Genomic DNA, 16,329 nt, shown 5'->3' on the forward strand with positions numbered 1-16,329 from the left:
GGACTCACCATGACCATCAACCTCGGCACTGCCAACGAATTCATCGCCCGTCATATCGGCCCGCGCCAGGCTGACGAGCAGCAAATGCTTGCCACCCTGGGTTTCGACTCCCTGGAAGCCATGAGCGCCGCCGTCATCCCTGACAGCATCAAGGGCACCAGCGTACTGGAACTGGGCGAAGGGCAAAGCGAAGCCGACGCCCTGGCGTCGCTCAAGGCCATCGCCGGCAACAACCAGCTGTTCAAGAGCTTCATCGGCCAGGGTTACTACAACTGCCATACCCCGGCGCCGATTCTGCGCAACCTGCTGGAAAACCCGGCCTGGTACACCGCCTACACCCCGTATCAGCCAGAGATTTCCCAGGGCCGCCTGGAAGCACTGCTTAACTTCCAGACCCTGATCAGCGACCTCACCGGCCTGCCGATCGCCAACGCCTCGCTGCTCGACGAAGCCACCGCCGCCGCTGAAGCGATGACCTTCTGCAAGCGCCTGAGCAAGAACAAGAGCAGCCACGCCTTCTTCGCCTCCGTGCATTGCCACCCGCAAACCCTCGACGTCTTGCGTACCCGTGCCGAGCCGCTGGGTATCGAAGTGGTGGTCGGTGACGAGCGCGAACTCGATGATGTCAGCGCCTTCTTTGGCGCCCTGCTGCAATACCCGGCCAGCAATGGTGAAGTGTTCGACTACAGCGAACTGGTCGCGCGCTTGCACGCTGCCAACGCTCTGGTCGCAGTTGCCGCCGATCTGCTGGCCCTGACCCTGCTGACCCCGCCCGGCGAGTTCGGTGCCGACGTCGCCATCGGTAGCGCCCAGCGCTTCGGTGTACCGCTGGGCTTCGGTGGCCCGCACGCGGCCTACTTCTCCACCCGTGATGCGTTCAAGCGTGACATGCCTGGCCGCCTGGTCGGCGTGTCCATCGACCGCTTCGGCAAGACCGCCCTGCGCCTGGCCATGCAGACCCGCGAGCAACATATTCGTCGCGAGAAAGCCACCAGCAACATCTGCACCGCCCAGGTACTGCTGGCCAACATCGCCAGCATGTACGCCGTCTATCACGGCCCGCAGGGCCTGAAGCAGATCGCCCAGCGCACCCACGCCCTGACCGCGATCCTCGCTGCCGGCCTCAAGCAACTCGGCGTCAGCGTCGAAAACGCAGCGTTCTTCGACACCCTGACCCTGGCCACCGGCGACGCTACCGCCAACCTGCACGACAAGGCCCGGGCTCAGCGCCTGAACCTGCGCCAGATCGACGCCCAGCGCCTGGGCCTGTCGCTGGATGAAACCAGCACCCAGGCTGACGTCGAAGCGCTGTGGCAGCTGTTTGCCCACGGTAAAGCCGTGCCTGCATTCAGCACCCTGGCTGCCAGCGTTCAGGCCCGGCTGCCTGCCGCCCTGCTGCGTCAGTCGGCAATCCTCGAGCACCCGGTGTTCAACCGCTACCACAGCGAAACCGAGCTGATGCGCTACCTGCGCCGCCTGGCCGATAAGGACCTGGCGCTGGACCGCACCATGATCCCGCTGGGTTCGTGCACCATGAAGCTCAACGCCGCCAGCGAAATGATCCCGGTGACCTGGGCCGAATTCGGCAACCTGCACCCGTTCGCGCCTGCCGCACAGAGCCAGGGCTATCAGCAACTGACCGACGAGCTGGAAGCCATGCTCTGCGCCGCCACCGGCTATGACGCCGTGTCGCTGCAGCCCAACGCCGGTTCCCAGGGCGAGTACGCCGGTCTCCTGGCCATCCGCGCCTACCACCAGAGCCGTGGCGACGCCCGCCGCGACATCTGCCTGATCCCGTCCTCGGCCCACGGTACCAACCCGGCCACCGCCCATATGGCCGGTATGCGCGTGGTGGTGACCGCCTGTGACGCCCGTGGCAACGTCGATATCGACGACCTGCGCGCCAAGGCCATCGAGCACCGCGAGCACCTCGCGGCGCTGATGATCACCTACCCGTCGACCCATGGCGTGTTCGAAGAAGCCATCGGCGAGATCTGCGCGATCATCCACGACAACGGCGGCCAGGTGTACATCGACGGCGCCAACATGAACGCCATGGTCGGCCTCTGCGCCCCGGGCAAGTTCGGTGGCGACGTCTCGCACCTGAACCTGCACAAGACCTTCTGCATTCCGCATGGCGGTGGCGGCCCGGGCGTCGGCCCGATCGGCGTCAAATCGCACCTGGCACCGTTCCTGCCGGGTCATGCGCACATGGATAACAAACAGGGCGCGGTCTGTGCCGCACCGTTCGGCAGCGCCAGCATCCTGCCGATCACCTGGATGTACATTCGTATGATGGGTGGCGCCGGTCTCAAGCGTGCTTCGCAGATGGCGATCCTCAACGCCAACTACATCGCCCGCCGCCTGGAAGAGCACTATCCTGTGTTGTACACCGGCAGCAATGGCCTGGTGGCACACGAGTGCATCCTCGACCTGCGCCCGCTCAAGGACAGCAGCGGCATCAGCGTCGACGACGTGGCCAAGCGCCTGATCGACTTCGGTTTCCACGCCCCGACCATGTCGTTCCCGGTGGCCGGTACGTTGATGATCGAACCGACCGAAAGCGAGTCCAAAGAAGAACTGGATCGCTTCTGCGAGGCGATGATCCGCATCCGCGAAGAGATCCGCGCGGTGGAAAGCGGCAGCCTGGACAAGGACGACAACCCGCTGAAGAACGCGCCGCATACGGCCGCTGAAATTGCCGGTGAGTGGAGCCACCCCTACAGCCGCGAACAGGCGGTGTACCCGCTGGCGACGCTGGTGGAAGGCAAATACTGGCCGCCGGTCGGTCGTGTCGACAACGTGTTTGGCGACCGTAACCTGGTGTGCGCCTGCCCGTCGATCGAGAGCTACCAGGACGTCTGAGTCCGGTTTGAGGGCCTCATCGCGGGGCAAGCCCGCTCCCACCGGAGCGGGCTTGCCCCCGCGAAACCCTTCACCACAACGAGGGTACGACCATGTCACTAAGCGTCTTCGACCTGTTCAAGATCGGCATCGGCCCCTCCAGTTCCCATACCGTAGGCCCCATGCGCGCCGCTGCGCGTTTTGCTGAAGGTCTGCGTCGCGACGGCCTGCTGGCTACAACGGTCAGCGTCAAGGCCGAGCTTTATGGTTCGCTCGGTGCCACCGGCAAAGGGCATGGCAGCGACAAGGCCGTGCTCCTGGGCCTAGAAGGCGAACACCCCGACAGCGTCGACACCGAAAGCATTGCCGCCCGCCTGCACACCATCCGCAGCACTGGACGGCTAAAGCTGCTGGGCGAGCACGACATCGGATTCATCGAAAAACAGCACCTGGCGATGATTCGCAAGCCTTTGGCCTATCACCCCAACGGCATGATCTTCCGCGCCTTCGACCGCGCGGGCCTGCAAATCCGCAGCCGCGAGTACTACTCGGTGGGCGGTGGTTTTGTCGTCGATGAAGATGCCGCCGGTGCCGACCGTATCGTCGAAGACAACACGGTGCTGCCTTTCCCGTTCAAGACCGCCAAGGAACTGCTCGGCCATTGCGCCGCGCAGAATATGTCGATCAGCCAGATCATGCTGACCAATGAAGCGGCCTGGCGCCCGGAAAGCGAAACCCGCAGCGGCTTGCTGCGGATCTGGCAAGTGATGCAGGACTGCGTCGCTGCCGGTTGCCGCAACGAGGGCATCCTGCCGGGCGGGCTCAAGGTCAGGCGCCGCGCCGCTGCACTCTATCGCCAGCTGTGCAGCAATCCGGAGGCGAGTTTGCGTGACGCGCTTTCGGTGCTGGACTGGGTCAACCTCTACGCCCTGGCGGTGAATGAAGAAAACGCCTTTGGCGGACGGGTGGTCACCGCGCCTACCAATGGCGCCGCCGGCATCGTCCCGGCTGTGCTGCACTACTACATGCGCTTCATCCCCGGCGCCAACGAAGACGGCGTGGTGCGCTTTCTGCTGACCGCGGCCGCTATCGGCATTCTTTATAAAGAAAACGCCTCGATCTCCGGTGCCGAAGTCGGCTGCCAGGGCGAGGTGGGCGTGGCGTGTTCGATGGCAGCCGGCGCCCTGTGTGAAGTGATGGGCGGCAGTGTGCAGCAGGTCGAGAACGCCGCCGAGATCGGTATGGAACACAACCTCGGCCTGACCTGCGATCCAATCGGCGGGCTGGTCCAGGTGCCGTGCATCGAGCGCAACGCCATGGGCTCGGTCAAGGCCATCAATGCGGTGCGCATGGCCCTGCGTGGCGACGGTCAGCACTTCGTCTCCCTCGACAAGGTGATTCGCACCATGCGCCAGACCGGCGCCGACATGAAAAGCAAATACAAGGAGACCGCCCGCGGCGGTCTGGCCGTCAACATCATCGAATGCTGACACCCTCTACAGCCCCAAGGAGTCATCAATGTCCACCGAAACACTGCTCAAGACCCCGCTGCACGCCCTGCACCTGGAACTGGGGGCGCGCATGGTGCCGTTCGCCGGCTACGACATGCCGGTCCAGTACCCGCTGGGGGTGATGAAAGAGCATCTGCACAGCCGCGATCAGGCCGGTCTGTTCGACGTCTCGCACATGGGCCAGATCCGCCTGACTGGCGCCAATGCAGCCAAGGCCCTGGAAACCCTGGTGCCAGTCGACATCATCGACTTGCCTGTGGGCATGCAGCGCTACGCGATGTTTACCAATGAACAGGGCGGCATCCTTGACGACCTGATGGTCGCCAACCTGGGTAACGATGAACTGTTCCTGGTGGTCAACGCCGCCTGCAAGGACCAGGACCTGGCCCACCTGCGCAAGCACATCGGCGAGCAATGCCAGATTCAACCGCTGTTCGAAGAGCGTGCCCTGCTGGCCCTGCAAGGCCCGGCGGCGGTCAAGGTGCTGGAGCGTCTGGCGCCTGCCGTTGCACAGATGACCTTCATGCAGTTCCAGCCGGTGCAACTGCTGGGTGCCGACTGCTATGTGAGCCGCTCGGGCTACACCGGCGAAGACGGTTTCGAGATCTCGGTTCCCGCCGATAAAGCCGAAGAACTCGCTCGCCGCCTGCTGGCCGAACCGGAAGTCGCCGCCATCGGCCTTGGCGCTCGCGACTCGCTGCGCCTGGAAGCCGGCCTGTGCCTGTACGGCCACGACATGAACACGCAGACCACACCGATCGAAGCCAGCCTGCTCTGGGCCATCTCCAAGGTGCGTCGTGCCGATGGCGAACGTGCCGGTGGCTTCCCGGGTGCCGCAGCGATCTTTGCCCAGCAGCAAAGCGGTGTTGCGCGCAAACGCGTAGGCCTGCTGCCGCAGGAACGCACCCCGGTACGTGAAGGCGCAGAAATCGTCGACGAAGCAGGCGCTGTCATCGGTACTGTTTGCAGCGGTGGCTTCGGACCGAGCCTGAATGCACCGGTGGCAATGGGTTACCTGGATGCTGCCCATACTGCACTGGAAACAGCAGTCTGGGCGATTGTTCGCGGCAAGCGTGTTGCAATGAAAGTCAGCAAGATGCCATTCGTTGCACAGCGCTACTACCGCGGCTGAATCGTTAGTTGAAACTTTGTGTCATGAACGCGTTCGGATTTTCGAATTCGAACGCGTTTTATTACTTTCGAAAAGCTTCGCAGCACGCCCTGGAATGAGCAGAAAAAAATCGACCGAACGGCTGCTAAAAGGTAGAGCGGGAGCGGCTTTGAGGGCTTGTTTTTGCCGACGGAGTTAGCGTAGAGTCACTGCACTGTGTTTGCATGGGTCGCTATGGTTCGTGACCTGGGCAGTAGCGCTGAGATTTGCTACAACCCGTTCGACGTCTCTTACTTTCCTGCAACCCAGCCCAGTACTCTTTCATTTGGAAGAAGCTGTTACTAATTCTAAGTTTCAAAGGAAATAAGACAATGTCCCAACGTCAGAGCGGTACCGTCAAGTGGTTTAACGACGAGAAAGGTTTTGGTTTCATCACTCCAGAAAGCGGTCCGGATCTGTTCGTACACTTCCGCGCTATTCAGGGCAACGGCTTCAAGAGCCTGAAAGAAGGCCAGAAAGTGACCTTCATCGCCGTGCAAGGCCAGAAAGGCATGCAGGCTGACGAAGTTATCGCGGAAGCCTGATTCCCGATATAAAAAGCCCCTGCTGACAACAGCAGGGGCTTTTTTGTGCCTGTGGGAGCGGGCTTGCCCCGCGATAAGGGCGTGAAAGACAAACCGTGTCACAGGGCAACGACTTGGGCGCGTAATTCCGTAGAATGGCCGTTTTGCCCAAGGAGGGCCCGTGTATGCCCAAGCAGTTGTTGCAGCCCCAGGGCGATTTCCCGGTTGTCGGCCTCGGTCGGCGCCTGGCCGCCATGTTCTACGATTTCCTGTTGTGTACCGCGCTGCTGATCGTTACTGCTGGCGTGTACAAGATGATCCAGATGGCGATCATCGGTGAAGCGCGCATGCGCCAGCTGACCGAAGCCGGCGCCCTGGACGGCGACCCGCTGCTGTCGACCATTCTGCTGTTCGCCCTGTTTGGCTTCTTCGCCAAGTTCTGGACCCACGGTGGGCAGACCCTGGGCATGCAGGTGTGGCGCATTCGTGTACAGAACGCCGATGGCAGCGCTATCAGCCTGTGGCAGGCTCTGCTGCGTTTTGTCGTCGCCATCGCCTCGTGGCTGTGTCTGGGCCTGGGTTTTATCTGGTCGCTGTTCGACAAGCGCCAGCGTGCCTGGCATGACATTTACTCCGATACGCAGTTGGTGCAATTGCCCAAAGCGAAAAAATAAGCGACACAGAAAAGGCTCTTCAGCTGTGAGCTTATCCGTTTTGTGTGGCGATGCTGCCGGCACCTTCCGGGGCCACGCTCGACCTCCTGAAGTCGCAGTCCGCGGCGCCTGAACTAACGCGCATGAAGGTCAAGATCAACACTTTGAATCGGGATTTTCCCGCGATGCGATGTAACTGGCGGGTCGATATCGCGGGGCAAGCCCGCTCCCACCGGGAGACCAATTAACCCGGTGGGAGCGGGCTTGCCCCGCGATGACATCCTGGCTCCGCCAGAGTCAGATTTCGAAGATACGTCAGCACAGGCGCCACCCGTAACTTTGCGACTTCAGGAGGCTGAGTGGAGGTGTCTGGAGGGGGCTGGTGCGCAGCACCCTTCGGCCTTAGCCGAAGTTCGCGAGCCGTAGACTTGGCGAAGCAAGTCGTAGGCCGCGATGCCCCTGGAAGGCACCGGAGCGAAGGGACCCGGAGCGCAGCGTAGGGCCGGATGCAGGAGCCAGCGGTTTTGCCTACTTTTTCCAAGAAAAAAGTAGGCCGCCGTAAAGGCGGAAGGGGCCGGCAGCATCGCCACACAAACTGGATAAGCTCGCAGCCTCAAAATCCCAACCCCAGTCCAGTCCCGAGATCAAGCCCCCCCGGGACTCCGTGATGAACCCCAAAAAAAAGCCGACCCCAAGGTCGGCTTTTTCATGCCTACAGCAGTTAACCCGCGCGTCGTAGCATCCACCAGCCAGCCCCGGCACAGATCGCCGCCGGTATCACCACCGCCAGCAATGGCGGGAAGCCGAACACCTGGCTCGATGGCCCGAGCAAGTCCTGGGCGATACGGAACACGAAGCCCACCAGCACACCGGTAAAAACCCGCTGCCCCAGGGTCACCGAACGCAGCGGACCAAAGATGAACGAGATAGCCATCAGCACCAGCGCCGCCGTCACCATCGGCTGCAGGACCTTGGTCCAGAATGCCAGCCAGTAACGGGCGTTGTTCAGACCCTGGTCAGACAGGTAGTGGATGTACTGCCACAGCCCGCTGATCGACAGTGAATCAGGTGCCAGCACCACGGTATTGAGCAGTTGCGGCGTGACGGTAACGTCCCAGCGCTCTACAGGCGCCTTGACCACTTCGGTGTGATCGCCACGGAAATACGTGGTGGTCACGTCGCTCAGCTGCCAGTGATCTTCCTGGTACTGGGCACGACGGGCAAAGCTGGAGGTGACCAAGTGACGCTCGTTGTCGAAACGATAGCGGGTCACGCCATACAACAGGCCGTTGGGTTGCACCGAGTTGATGTGCACGAACTCTTCGCCCTGGCGATGCCACATGCCGCGCTTGGAGCTCTGCGCCTCGCCGCTGCCCTGAGCCAGCGAACGATCGGCCTGAGCCTTGTTCTCGGTCACAGGTGCCAGGTATTCGCCAATCAGGATACCGGCCAGCATCAGCACCAGCATCGGCTTCATCACCGCCCAGACGATGCGTCCGATCGACACCCCGGCAGCGCGCATGATGGTCAGTTCACTGCTGCTGGCAAGGCTGCCCAGGCCAATCAGACAGCCGATCAGGGCGGCCATCGGCAGCATGTCGTAAAGACGCCGCGGTGCGGTCAGCAGCACGAAATTACCGGCATCCCACAGGGTGTAGCTGTCGCTGATATCGCTCATCTCGTCGATGAAAGCAAACAACGACGCCAGGCCCAGAATGATCCCGAGCACGGCAAGAATGGCCAGCAGCACGCTCTTGCCGATGTAACGGTCGAGCTTAACCATGGGCCACCTCCGCACGGCGCGCGGCACGCTTGAGGCGTAGTGGCTCCCAATACATCAGCCCGAGGCCGATGAGCAGGAACAGGCCGTGAACCCACCATATCCCCAGACCGATCGGCAACTTGCCTTTTTCCAGGGCGCCACGTACAGCGATCAGCATGGTCAGGTACGCCATATACAGAAGAATGGCCGGCAGCAGCTTGAGGAAACGGCCTTGACGGGGATTGACCCGTGACAGCGGCACCGCCAGCAGGGTTACCACGAACACCAGCAACGGCAACGACAGACGCCATTGCAGCTCGGCACGCTCACGGCGGCCATCGCTGCCAATCAGTTCGGAGGTCGGGATTGCCTCGCGATCGGTGATTTCTTCACTGACTTCAGGCTTGGGCAACAGCACGCCATAAGTGTCGTACTTGATCGCGCGGTAATCGGCCTGCCCCGGATTACCGTCATAACGGTAACCGTTCTCCAGAATCAGGTAGCGGTTGCCGTCGGCACCGATTTCCTGACGACCTTTTTCAGCGACCAGCACCGAAGGTGCACGCTCCTTGGTCTTGTCCTGAGAGAAACGTTTCTCGGAAATGAACACACCCGCCAGGTTGCCGCGGTCTTCGGACAATTGCTCGGTGTAGGTCACGCGGGAGCCATCGCGCAGGGTCTGGAATCGCCCTGGCACCAGGGTATCGAATTCGGTCAGGGCGTCCTGCTGGTTGATGATCTGCGCTACCTGGGTAACCCCCTGCGGCGCCAGACCCAGGCTCAACCAGGCGACCAGCACGGCCACTAGGGCGGCCGGCGCCATGGTCATGCCCAGCAGGCGCTGCTGGCTCATGCCGGTGGCCGACAGCACGGTCATCTCGCTCTCCAGGTACAGCCGACCGTAGGCCAGCAGGATCCCCAGGAACAGGCCCAGCGGCAGGATCAACTGCAGGAACCCCGGCAGGCGATAGCCCATGATCAGAAACAGCACACCCGGGTCGAGTATGCCCTGGGCCGCCTGGGCCAGGTATTTGATGAAGCGCCCGCTCATGATGATCACCAGCAGCACGGCGCTGACGGCACTCAAGGTCACCAGGACCTCGCGGGACAGATATCGGAAGACGATCAAACCAGACACTCCTGGGTTGTCAGGCTCGGACAGCCAAACAAAGAATCCATAACAGCCAAGATAGTTGCTGACCCGCCAGAGCGAACCCGCACAAAAGTTGGCGCATTATCCTGTGATTGGCCGTGCCTGTCACTGGCGATGCACAATGCTTCATTAACGGGGTTGTCAGGTCGGTCCGAGCAGGCTCAAACTGGCGGCTTTCTCACTGGCACGCGACCACGCGGCCAGCTCGCTTAAAGTGCCTGCACAGACAGCGCACAAAGACAGATCATTCGGGGAACCTGACATGGAACTGGTTGTAAAAAGCGTAGCCGCTGCATCCTTGAAAACCGCCACGCTGGTGCTCGCAGTCGCGGAAGGCCGCAAACTCGGCGCCAGCGCCAAGGCCATCGACGAAGCCTGCGGCGGTGCCATCAGTGCCGTGCTCAAGCGTGGCGACCTGACCGGCAAGCCGGGCCAGACCCTGCTGCTGCAAAGCCTGCCCAACCTCAAGGCCGAGCGCGTGCTGCTGGTCGGCACCGGCAAAGACAGCGAACTGGGCGATCGCAGCTGGCGCAAAGTGGTTGCCAGCGTGCTGGCGGTGCTCAAGGGTCTCAACGGCAGCGACGCGGTACTGGCGCTGGACGATGTCGCCGTCAGCGGCCGCGATGCCTTTTATGGCAAGTCGCGCCTGCTGGCCGAAACCCTGCTCGACGGTGAATACGTCTTCGACCAGTTCAAAAGCAAAAAGGCCGAACCCCGTGCCCTGAAGAAAATCACTCTGCTGGCCGACAAGGCCGGTGCCGCCGACGTCGAGCGCGCGGTCAAGCACGCCAGCGCGATTGCGGCCGGCATGAGCTTTGCCCGTGACCTGGGCAACCTGCCACCCAACGTCTGCCACCCAAGCTACCTGGCCGAGCAGGCCAAGGGTATGGGCAAAGCCTACAAGGGTCTGAAAGTCGAAGTGCTCGACGAGAAAAAGATCAAGGATCTGGGCATGGGCGCGTTCTACGCCGTTGGCCAGGGCAGCGACCAGCCGCCACGCCTGATCGTGCTCAACTACCAGGGCGGCAAGAAGAGCGAGAAACCGTTCGTGCTGGTCGGCAAGGGCATCACTTTCGACACCGGTGGCATCAGCCTCAAACCTGGCGCCGGCATGGATGAAATGAAGTTCGACATGGGTGGTGCAGCCAGTGTCTTCGGTACCCTGCGCGCGGTACTTGAGCTGCAGCTGCCGATCAACCTGGTGTGCCTGCTGGCCTGTGCCGAAAACATGCCAAGTGGCGGCGCCACCCGTCCGGGCGATATCGTCACCACCATGAGCGGGCAGACCGTCGAGATCCTCAACACCGACGCCGAAGGCCGTCTGGTGCTGTGCGACACCCTGACCTATGCCGAGCGTTTCAAGCCTCAGGCCGTGGTCGACATCGCCACCCTCACCGGCGCCTGCATTGTCGCCCTGGGCAGCCACACCTCGGGCCTGATGGGTAACAACGACGAGCTGGTCAACCAGTTGCTCGACGCTGGCAAGCGTGCCGACGACCGCGCCTGGCAGTTGCCGCTGTTCGACGAGTACCAGGAACAGCTGGACAGCCCGTTCGCCGACATCGCCAACATCGGCGGCCCGAAGGCCGGCAGCATCACCGCCGGTTGCTTCCTGTCGCGCTTTGCCAAGGCCTACAACTGGGCCCACCTGGATATCGCCGGTACCGCCTGGATCAGTGGCGGCAAGGACAAGGGCGCCACTGGCCGTCCAGTGCCGCTGCTGACCCAGTACCTGCTCGACCGCGCCAACGCCTGAGTGAGTGCCAGCCGTCTACGTTCCCGGATGTAGACGGCCGGCAGGCTGACCATGAGCAAAGTTGACTTCTATATTCTGCCCAGCGACGCGCCCTCGGCGCGCCTGGATTTTGCCTGCAAGCTCTGCGAAAAGGCTTGGCGCATGGGGCATCAGGTCTACCTGCACTGCAGCGACGCCGCCCAGCGCGATGAACTGGATGCCCGCCTGTGGGCCTTCAAGGGTGAAGCTTTCGTGCCGCACAATGCTGCCGAAGAACAGCCTCAGGGCAGCGTGGTACTGGGTTTGGGAGACGATCCCGGTAGTCACCAGGACCTGCTGATCAACCTCGACCTCAAGGTTGCGCCGTTCGCCGCCCGCTTTGCCCGTATTGCCGAGATCGTGGTCGAGGAGCCGACGATTCGTCAGGCTGCCCGAGAGAGTTTCCGTTTCTACCGCGAACAGGGCTATGCTCTGCAGGATCACCGCTTACAGCGACTCTGAAGACGATGGATAAACCCACTCCCCTGCCCCAATCCGCACACCTGCTGGACGACCTTGAGTCGATCCGTCAGCTGCTGGGCGACGAATCCCTTGAGCCACCGCTGCTGACCGACACCGTCGAGGAGCAGATTCCGCTGCTGCTTGAAGAGGCTGAGCCTGCGCCTGTGGTTGCGCCAGAACCGGCACCGAAACCACCTGCCGACCCGCAGGCCAAGCGCCAGGAAACCCTACTGCACCTTGATAGCGAACTGCGCGCTGCCGCTCAGTTGATCATGCAGGACGTGATCAATGACTTCACCCCGCATATCGAGAATGAGATCAAACGTCGGCTTGATGCCCGTCTCGAGCGCTTGCTCAACCAGTTACCAGAATGATTCGCGGGGCAAGCCCGCTCCCACCGGGACTGCAGTCTGCCGGTGGGAGCGGGCTTGCCCCGCGATGTTTTTGCCTCCTGCCATCACCTCATGCTACGCCCCGGCACTTATCCCCGTTATACTGCTCGGCTTTCCTGAATATTTGCCATAGGGTCCCGCCGAGCATGGATAAGACCTACCAGCCGCACGCTATTGAAACTTCCTGGTACAACACCTGGGAGTCCGAGAATTACTTCGCTCCGCAAGGCGCGGGCGATTCCTACACCATCATGATTCCACCGCCGAACGTCACCGGCAGCCTGCACATGGGTCATGGTTTCAATAACGCGATCATGGATGCCCTGATCCGTTTCCGCCGCATGCAGGGCCGCAACACCCTGTGGCAGCCGGGAACCGACCACGCTGGTATCGCCACGCAGATGCTGGTTGAGCGTCAGCTCGAGGCCAAAGGCCAGAGCCGCCACGACCTGGGTCGCGAGAAATTCCTGGAAAAAGTCTGGGAATGGAAAGACCAGTCCGGTGGCAACATCAGCCGCCAGATCCGTCGCCTGGGCTCCTCGGTCGACTGGAGCCGCGAGCGTTTCACCATGGACGACGGCCTGTCCGAAGCGGTCAAGGAAGCCTTCGTGCGCCTGCATGAAGACGGCCTGATCTACCGCGGCAAGCGCCTGGTCAACTGGGACACCAAGCTGCACACGGCGATCTCCGACCTTGAAGTGGAAAACCACGACGAGAAAGGTCACCTGTGGAACCTGCGCTACCCGCTGGCTGACGGCGCCAAGACCGCCGACGGCAAAGACTACCTGATCGTTGCCACCACCCGTCCGGAAACCATGCTCGGCGACGCTGCTGTGGCCGTGAACCCCGAAGACGAGCGCTACAAGGCACTGATCGGCAAGTTCGTCGAGCTGCCACTGGTTGGCCGCCGCATCCCGATCATCGGTGACGACTACTGCGACCCTGAATTCGGCACCGGCTGTGTGAAAATCACCCCGGCCCACGACTTCAATGACTACGAAGTCGGCAAGCGCCACAACCTGCCGCTGCTGAACATCTTCGACAAGAACGCCTTCGTCCTGCCGGCCGCCCAGGTGTTCAACCTCGACGGCAGCGTCAACGAAAGTGTCGACGCCACCCTGCCTGCCCAGTACGCCGGTCTTGACCGCTTCGTCGCGCGCAAGCAGATCGTTGCCGACTTCGACGCCGCCGGCCTGCTGGTCAGCGTCGACGACCACGCCCTGAAAGTGCCGAAAGGCGACCGCTCCGGCACCGTCATCGAGCCGTGGCTGACCGACCAGTGGTACGTTTCGACCAAGCCGCTGGCTGAACCGGCGATCGCCGCTGTCGAAGACGGCCGCATCCAGTTCGTACCCAAGCAGTACGAGAACATGTACTTCTCCTGGATGCGCGACATCCAGGACTGGTGCATCAGCCGCCAGCTGTGGTGGGGCCACCGTATTCCGGCCTGGTACGACGAGTCCGGCAAGGTCTACGTCGGCCGCAGCGAAGAAGAAGTGCGCACCAAGCACAACCTCGGTGCCGACGTGGTCCTGAACCAGGACAACGACGTCCTCGACACCTGGTTCAGCTCGGGCCTGTGGACCTTCTCGACCCTGGGCTGGCCGCAGCAGACTGAATTCCTGAAGAAATTCCACTCCACCGACGTGCTGGTCACCGGCTTCGACATCATTTTCTTCTGGGTTGCCCGGATGATTATGCTGACCATGCACCTGGTGAAGAACGAAGACGGCACCCCGCAAGTGCCGTTCAAGACTGTCTACGTCCACGGCCTGGTCCGCGACGGCCAGGGCCAGAAGATGTCCAAGTCCAAGGGCAACGTCCTTGACCCGCTGGACATCGTCGACGGCATCACTCTCGACGAGCTGCTGGAGAAACGCACCAGCGGCATGATGCAGCCGAAACTGGCCGAGAAAATCGCCAAGCAGACCAAGGCCGAGTTCCCCGAAGGCATCGCCAGCTACGGTACCGACGCCCTGCGCTTTACCTTCTGCTCGCTGGCTTCGACCGGTCGCGACATCAAGTTCGACATGGGTCGCGTCGAAGGTTATCGCAACTTCTGCAACAAGATCTGGAACGCCGCCCGCTACGTGCTGGACAAAGGCGAAGACTGCGGCCAGAACGGCGAAGCCTATGAACTGTCGCTGGCTGACCGCTGGATCATCTCGCAGCTGCAACGCACCGAAGCCGAAGTGACCCGCCAGCTGGATCAGTTCCGCTTCGACCTGGCCGCCCAGGCGCTCTACGAGTTCATCTGGAACCAGTACTGCGACTGGTACCTGGAGCTGTCCAAGCCTGTGCTGTGGGACGAAAACGCTCCGGTCGAACGTGCCCGTGGCACCCGCCGCACTCTGGTACGCGTGCTGGAAGTGGCGCTGCGTCTGGCCCATCCGTTCATGCCGTTCATCACCGAAGAAATCTGGCAGCGCCTGGCGCCGCTGGCCGGTGCCGAAGGCAAGACCATCATGCTGCAGCCGTGGCCGGTGGCCAACGAAAGCCGCATCGATGCCGCTGCCGAAGGCGATATCGAATGGCTCAAGGAGCTGATGCTCGGCGTGCGCAACATCCGCGGCGAGATGAACATCGGCCCGGGCAAGCCGCTGCAACTGTTCCTCAAGAACGCCAGCGCCGAAGACCAGCGTCGCCTGCAGGAAAACGAAGCGCTGCTGAAGAAGCTGGCGAAGATCGAATCCTTCACCGTACTGGGCGAGCAGGACGAAGCACCGCTGAGCGCCACCGCGCTGGTGGGTGATTTGCAAGTGCTGGTGCCGATGGCCGGCCTGATCGATAAAGATGCGGAACTGGCGCGCCTGAACAAGGAAATCCAGCGTCTGCAGGGTGAAGTCCAGCGTGTCGGCGGCAAGCTGTCCAATGCCGCCTTCGTCGACAAGGCGCCGCCTGCGGTGATCGACAAGGAACGCGCCAAGCTGGCCGAGGCCGAACAGGCCCTGGCCAACTTCACCGAGCAGCATGCGCGGATTGCCGCGCTGTAACGATCGCTGACTTCAGTGGCGCTATCGCGGGTCAAGCCCGCTCCCACAGCATTGTGTGGGAGCGGGCTTGACCCGCGATGCTTTTCACCGGACCCAAAGATGACCACACCACTCAAACCGACCCTGCACCCGCGCAACCGCCACCAGGGTCGCTACAACTTTCCCGAGCTGATCAAGAGCAGCCCCGAACTGGGCACGTTCATGATCACCAACCCCCACGGCAAGCCGAGCATCGACTTTGCCAACCCCGACGCTGTCCGGGTGTTCAACCGCGCCCTGCTCAAGGCCCAGTACGGCATCCAGCACTGGGACATCCCGGCCGACTACCTGTGCCCGCCGATTCCCGGTCGCGCTGACTACATCCACGTCGTCGCCGACTTGCTCGCCGAAGACAACAACGGCGAGATTCCCCGCGGCGCCCAGGTGCGCGCCCTGGATATCGGCGTCGGCGCCAACTGCATCTATCCGCTGCTGGGCCACAGCGACTACCGCTGGCGCTTTCTCGGCTCCGACATTGATGCCACGGCCCTGGCCGCTGCCAAAGCCATTGTTCAAGCCAACGGCCTGGATAAAGCCATCAGCCTGCGCCAGCAAGGCAACCGCAAGCACATCCTGCTCGGCCTGCTCAAAGACGACGAGCGTTACGACCTGACCCTGTGCAACCCGCCCTTCCATGCCTCGCGGGAAGAGGCCACCCGCGGCAGCCAGCGCAAGTGGCGAGCCTTGGGCAAGGCCGATCCCAAGCGTAAATTGCCGGTGTTGAACTTTGGCGGGCAGAACAACGAGCTCTGGTGCGAAGGCGGCGAAATCCGCTTCGTCAGCCAATTGGTGGCAGAAAGCGCCTCGCTCGGCCAGCAGGTGCTGTGGTTCACCTCACTGGTGTCCAAAGCCTCCAACCTGCCCGGCATCCAGGCGGCGCTGAAGAAAGCCGGTGCGCAGGACGTACGAATTGTCGAGATGGGCCAAGGGCAGAAACAGAGCCGCATGGTCGCCTGGACCTTCCAGGACGCCAATGCCCGCCAGGCCTGGCGCCAGAGCCGCTGGTCCTCCCCGGTGGGAGCGGGCTTGCCCCGCGATACGATGTAACTGACACGCCGCAATCGCGGGGCAA

Annotated in this window: 12 protein-coding genes; 10 read left to right on the forward strand and 2 right to left on the reverse strand. The window is 62.3% G+C overall.

Annotated elements, in window-relative coordinates:
• Window positions 1–9: 9 nt before the first annotated feature.
• From gcvP to PSAKL28_RS21380, 5 genes are all read left to right on the forward strand, one after another.
• Window positions 10–2,865 carry an aminomethyl-transferring glycine dehydrogenase gene (gene gcvP, locus PSAKL28_RS21360; protein WP_038614324.1) on the forward strand — a complete coding sequence of 952 codons (2,856 nt, stop codon included), beginning with the start codon at window positions 10–12 and terminating at the stop codon, window positions 2,863–2,865.
• Window positions 2,866–2,957: 92 nt separating this feature from the next.
• Window positions 2,958–4,334 (forward strand): L-serine ammonia-lyase, encoded by a 1,377-nt coding sequence (locus tag PSAKL28_RS21365; protein ID WP_038614326.1) that lies wholly within the window; start codon window positions 2,958–2,960, stop codon window positions 4,332–4,334.
• 28 nt (window positions 4,335–4,362) lie between these two features.
• Window positions 4,363–5,487 (forward strand): glycine cleavage system aminomethyltransferase GcvT, encoded by a 1,125-nt coding sequence (gene gcvT, locus PSAKL28_RS21370; RefSeq protein ID WP_038614329.1) that lies wholly within the window; start codon window positions 4,363–4,365, stop codon window positions 5,485–5,487.
• Window positions 5,488–5,837: 350 nt separating this feature from the next.
• Window positions 5,838–6,050 carry a cold-shock protein gene (locus tag PSAKL28_RS21375; RefSeq protein WP_010220199.1) on the forward strand — a complete coding sequence of 71 codons (213 nt, stop codon included), beginning with the start codon at window positions 5,838–5,840 and terminating at the stop codon, window positions 6,048–6,050.
• Window positions 6,051–6,214: 164 nt separating this feature from the next.
• On the forward strand, window positions 6,215–6,703 hold the full coding sequence (locus tag PSAKL28_RS21380) for an RDD family protein (RefSeq protein ID WP_038614331.1): 489 nt from the start codon (window positions 6,215–6,217) through the stop codon (window positions 6,701–6,703).
• A 700-nt stretch (window positions 6,704–7,403) separates the two neighbouring features.
• On the opposite strand, the gene lptG is transcribed toward PSAKL28_RS21380, so the two are convergent.
• Both lptG and lptF read right to left on the reverse strand, forming a co-directional pair.
• Window positions 7,404–8,465: an LPS export ABC transporter permease LptG gene (gene lptG, locus PSAKL28_RS21385; protein WP_038614333.1), complete on the reverse strand. Its 1,062-nt coding sequence runs from the start codon at window positions 8,463–8,465 to the stop codon at window positions 7,404–7,406.
• Window positions 8,458–9,573, reverse strand: coding sequence for an LPS export ABC transporter permease LptF (gene lptF / locus PSAKL28_RS21390; protein WP_038614335.1), 1,116 nt, complete (start codon window positions 9,571–9,573; stop codon window positions 8,458–8,460). Before lptF ends, lptG begins: the two co-directional genes overlap by 8 nt.
• Before the next feature lie 286 nt (window positions 9,574–9,859).
• Between lptF and PSAKL28_RS21395 the strand changes: the two genes are divergently transcribed.
• The 5 genes from PSAKL28_RS21395 to rlmF all read left to right on the forward strand — a co-directional run bounded on the left by PSAKL28_RS21395 (window position 9,860) and on the right by rlmF (window position 16,304).
• A complete protein-coding gene (locus PSAKL28_RS21395; RefSeq protein ID WP_038614338.1) occupies window positions 9,860–11,353 on the forward strand; it encodes a leucyl aminopeptidase in 1,494 nt (497 codons plus the stop codon).
• 51 nt (window positions 11,354–11,404) lie between these two features.
• Window positions 11,405–11,833 (forward strand): DNA polymerase III subunit chi, encoded by a 429-nt coding sequence (locus PSAKL28_RS21400; protein WP_038614340.1) that lies wholly within the window; start codon window positions 11,405–11,407, stop codon window positions 11,831–11,833.
• A gap of 5 nt (window positions 11,834–11,838) precedes the next feature.
• A complete protein-coding gene (locus PSAKL28_RS21405; protein WP_038614342.1) occupies window positions 11,839–12,207 on the forward strand; it encodes a hypothetical protein in 369 nt (122 codons plus the stop codon).
• A gap of 164 nt (window positions 12,208–12,371) precedes the next feature.
• A complete protein-coding gene (locus PSAKL28_RS21410; RefSeq protein WP_038614344.1) occupies window positions 12,372–15,218 on the forward strand; it encodes a valine--tRNA ligase in 2,847 nt (948 codons plus the stop codon).
• A gap of 99 nt (window positions 15,219–15,317) precedes the next feature.
• Window positions 15,318–16,304, forward strand: coding sequence for a 23S rRNA (adenine(1618)-N(6))-methyltransferase RlmF (rlmF, locus tag PSAKL28_RS21415; RefSeq protein ID WP_051939515.1), 987 nt, complete (start codon window positions 15,318–15,320; stop codon window positions 16,302–16,304).
• The last annotated feature ends 25 nt before the right edge of the window (window positions 16,305–16,329 follow it).

It is taken from the genome of Pseudomonas alkylphenolica (assembly GCF_000746525.1).
GTDB classification, from domain to species: domain Bacteria; phylum Pseudomonadota; class Gammaproteobacteria; order Pseudomonadales; family Pseudomonadaceae; genus Aquipseudomonas; species Aquipseudomonas alkylphenolica.

Bases quoted from the DNA above. Each gene is read 5' to 3' on its own strand.
- gcvP (WP_038614324.1), top strand. From the start codon at position 10: ATGACCATCAACCTCGGCACTGCCAACGAATTCATCGCCCGTCATATC.
- PSAKL28_RS21365 (WP_038614326.1), top strand. From the start codon at position 2,958: ATGTCACTAAGCGTCTTCGACCTGTTCAAGATCGGCATCGGCCCCTCC.
- gcvT (WP_038614329.1), top strand. From the start codon at position 4,363: ATGTCCACCGAAACACTGCTCAAGACCCCGCTGCACGCCCTGCACCTG.
- PSAKL28_RS21375 (WP_010220199.1), top strand. From the start codon at position 5,838: ATGTCCCAACGTCAGAGCGGTACCGTCAAGTGGTTTAACGACGAGAAA.
- PSAKL28_RS21380 (WP_038614331.1), top strand. From the start codon at position 6,215: ATGCCCAAGCAGTTGTTGCAGCCCCAGGGCGATTTCCCGGTTGTCGGC.
- lptG (WP_038614333.1), bottom strand. From the start codon at position 8,465: ATGGTTAAGCTCGACCGTTACATCGGCAAGAGCGTGCTGCTGGCCATT.
- PSAKL28_RS21395 (WP_038614338.1), top strand. From the start codon at position 9,860: ATGGAACTGGTTGTAAAAAGCGTAGCCGCTGCATCCTTGAAAACCGCC.
- PSAKL28_RS21400 (WP_038614340.1), top strand. From the start codon at position 11,405: ATGAGCAAAGTTGACTTCTATATTCTGCCCAGCGACGCGCCCTCGGCG.
- PSAKL28_RS21405 (WP_038614342.1), top strand. From the start codon at position 11,839: ATGGATAAACCCACTCCCCTGCCCCAATCCGCACACCTGCTGGACGAC.
- PSAKL28_RS21410 (WP_038614344.1), top strand. From the start codon at position 12,372: ATGGATAAGACCTACCAGCCGCACGCTATTGAAACTTCCTGGTACAAC.
- rlmF (WP_051939515.1), top strand. From the start codon at position 15,318: ATGACCACACCACTCAAACCGACCCTGCACCCGCGCAACCGCCACCAG.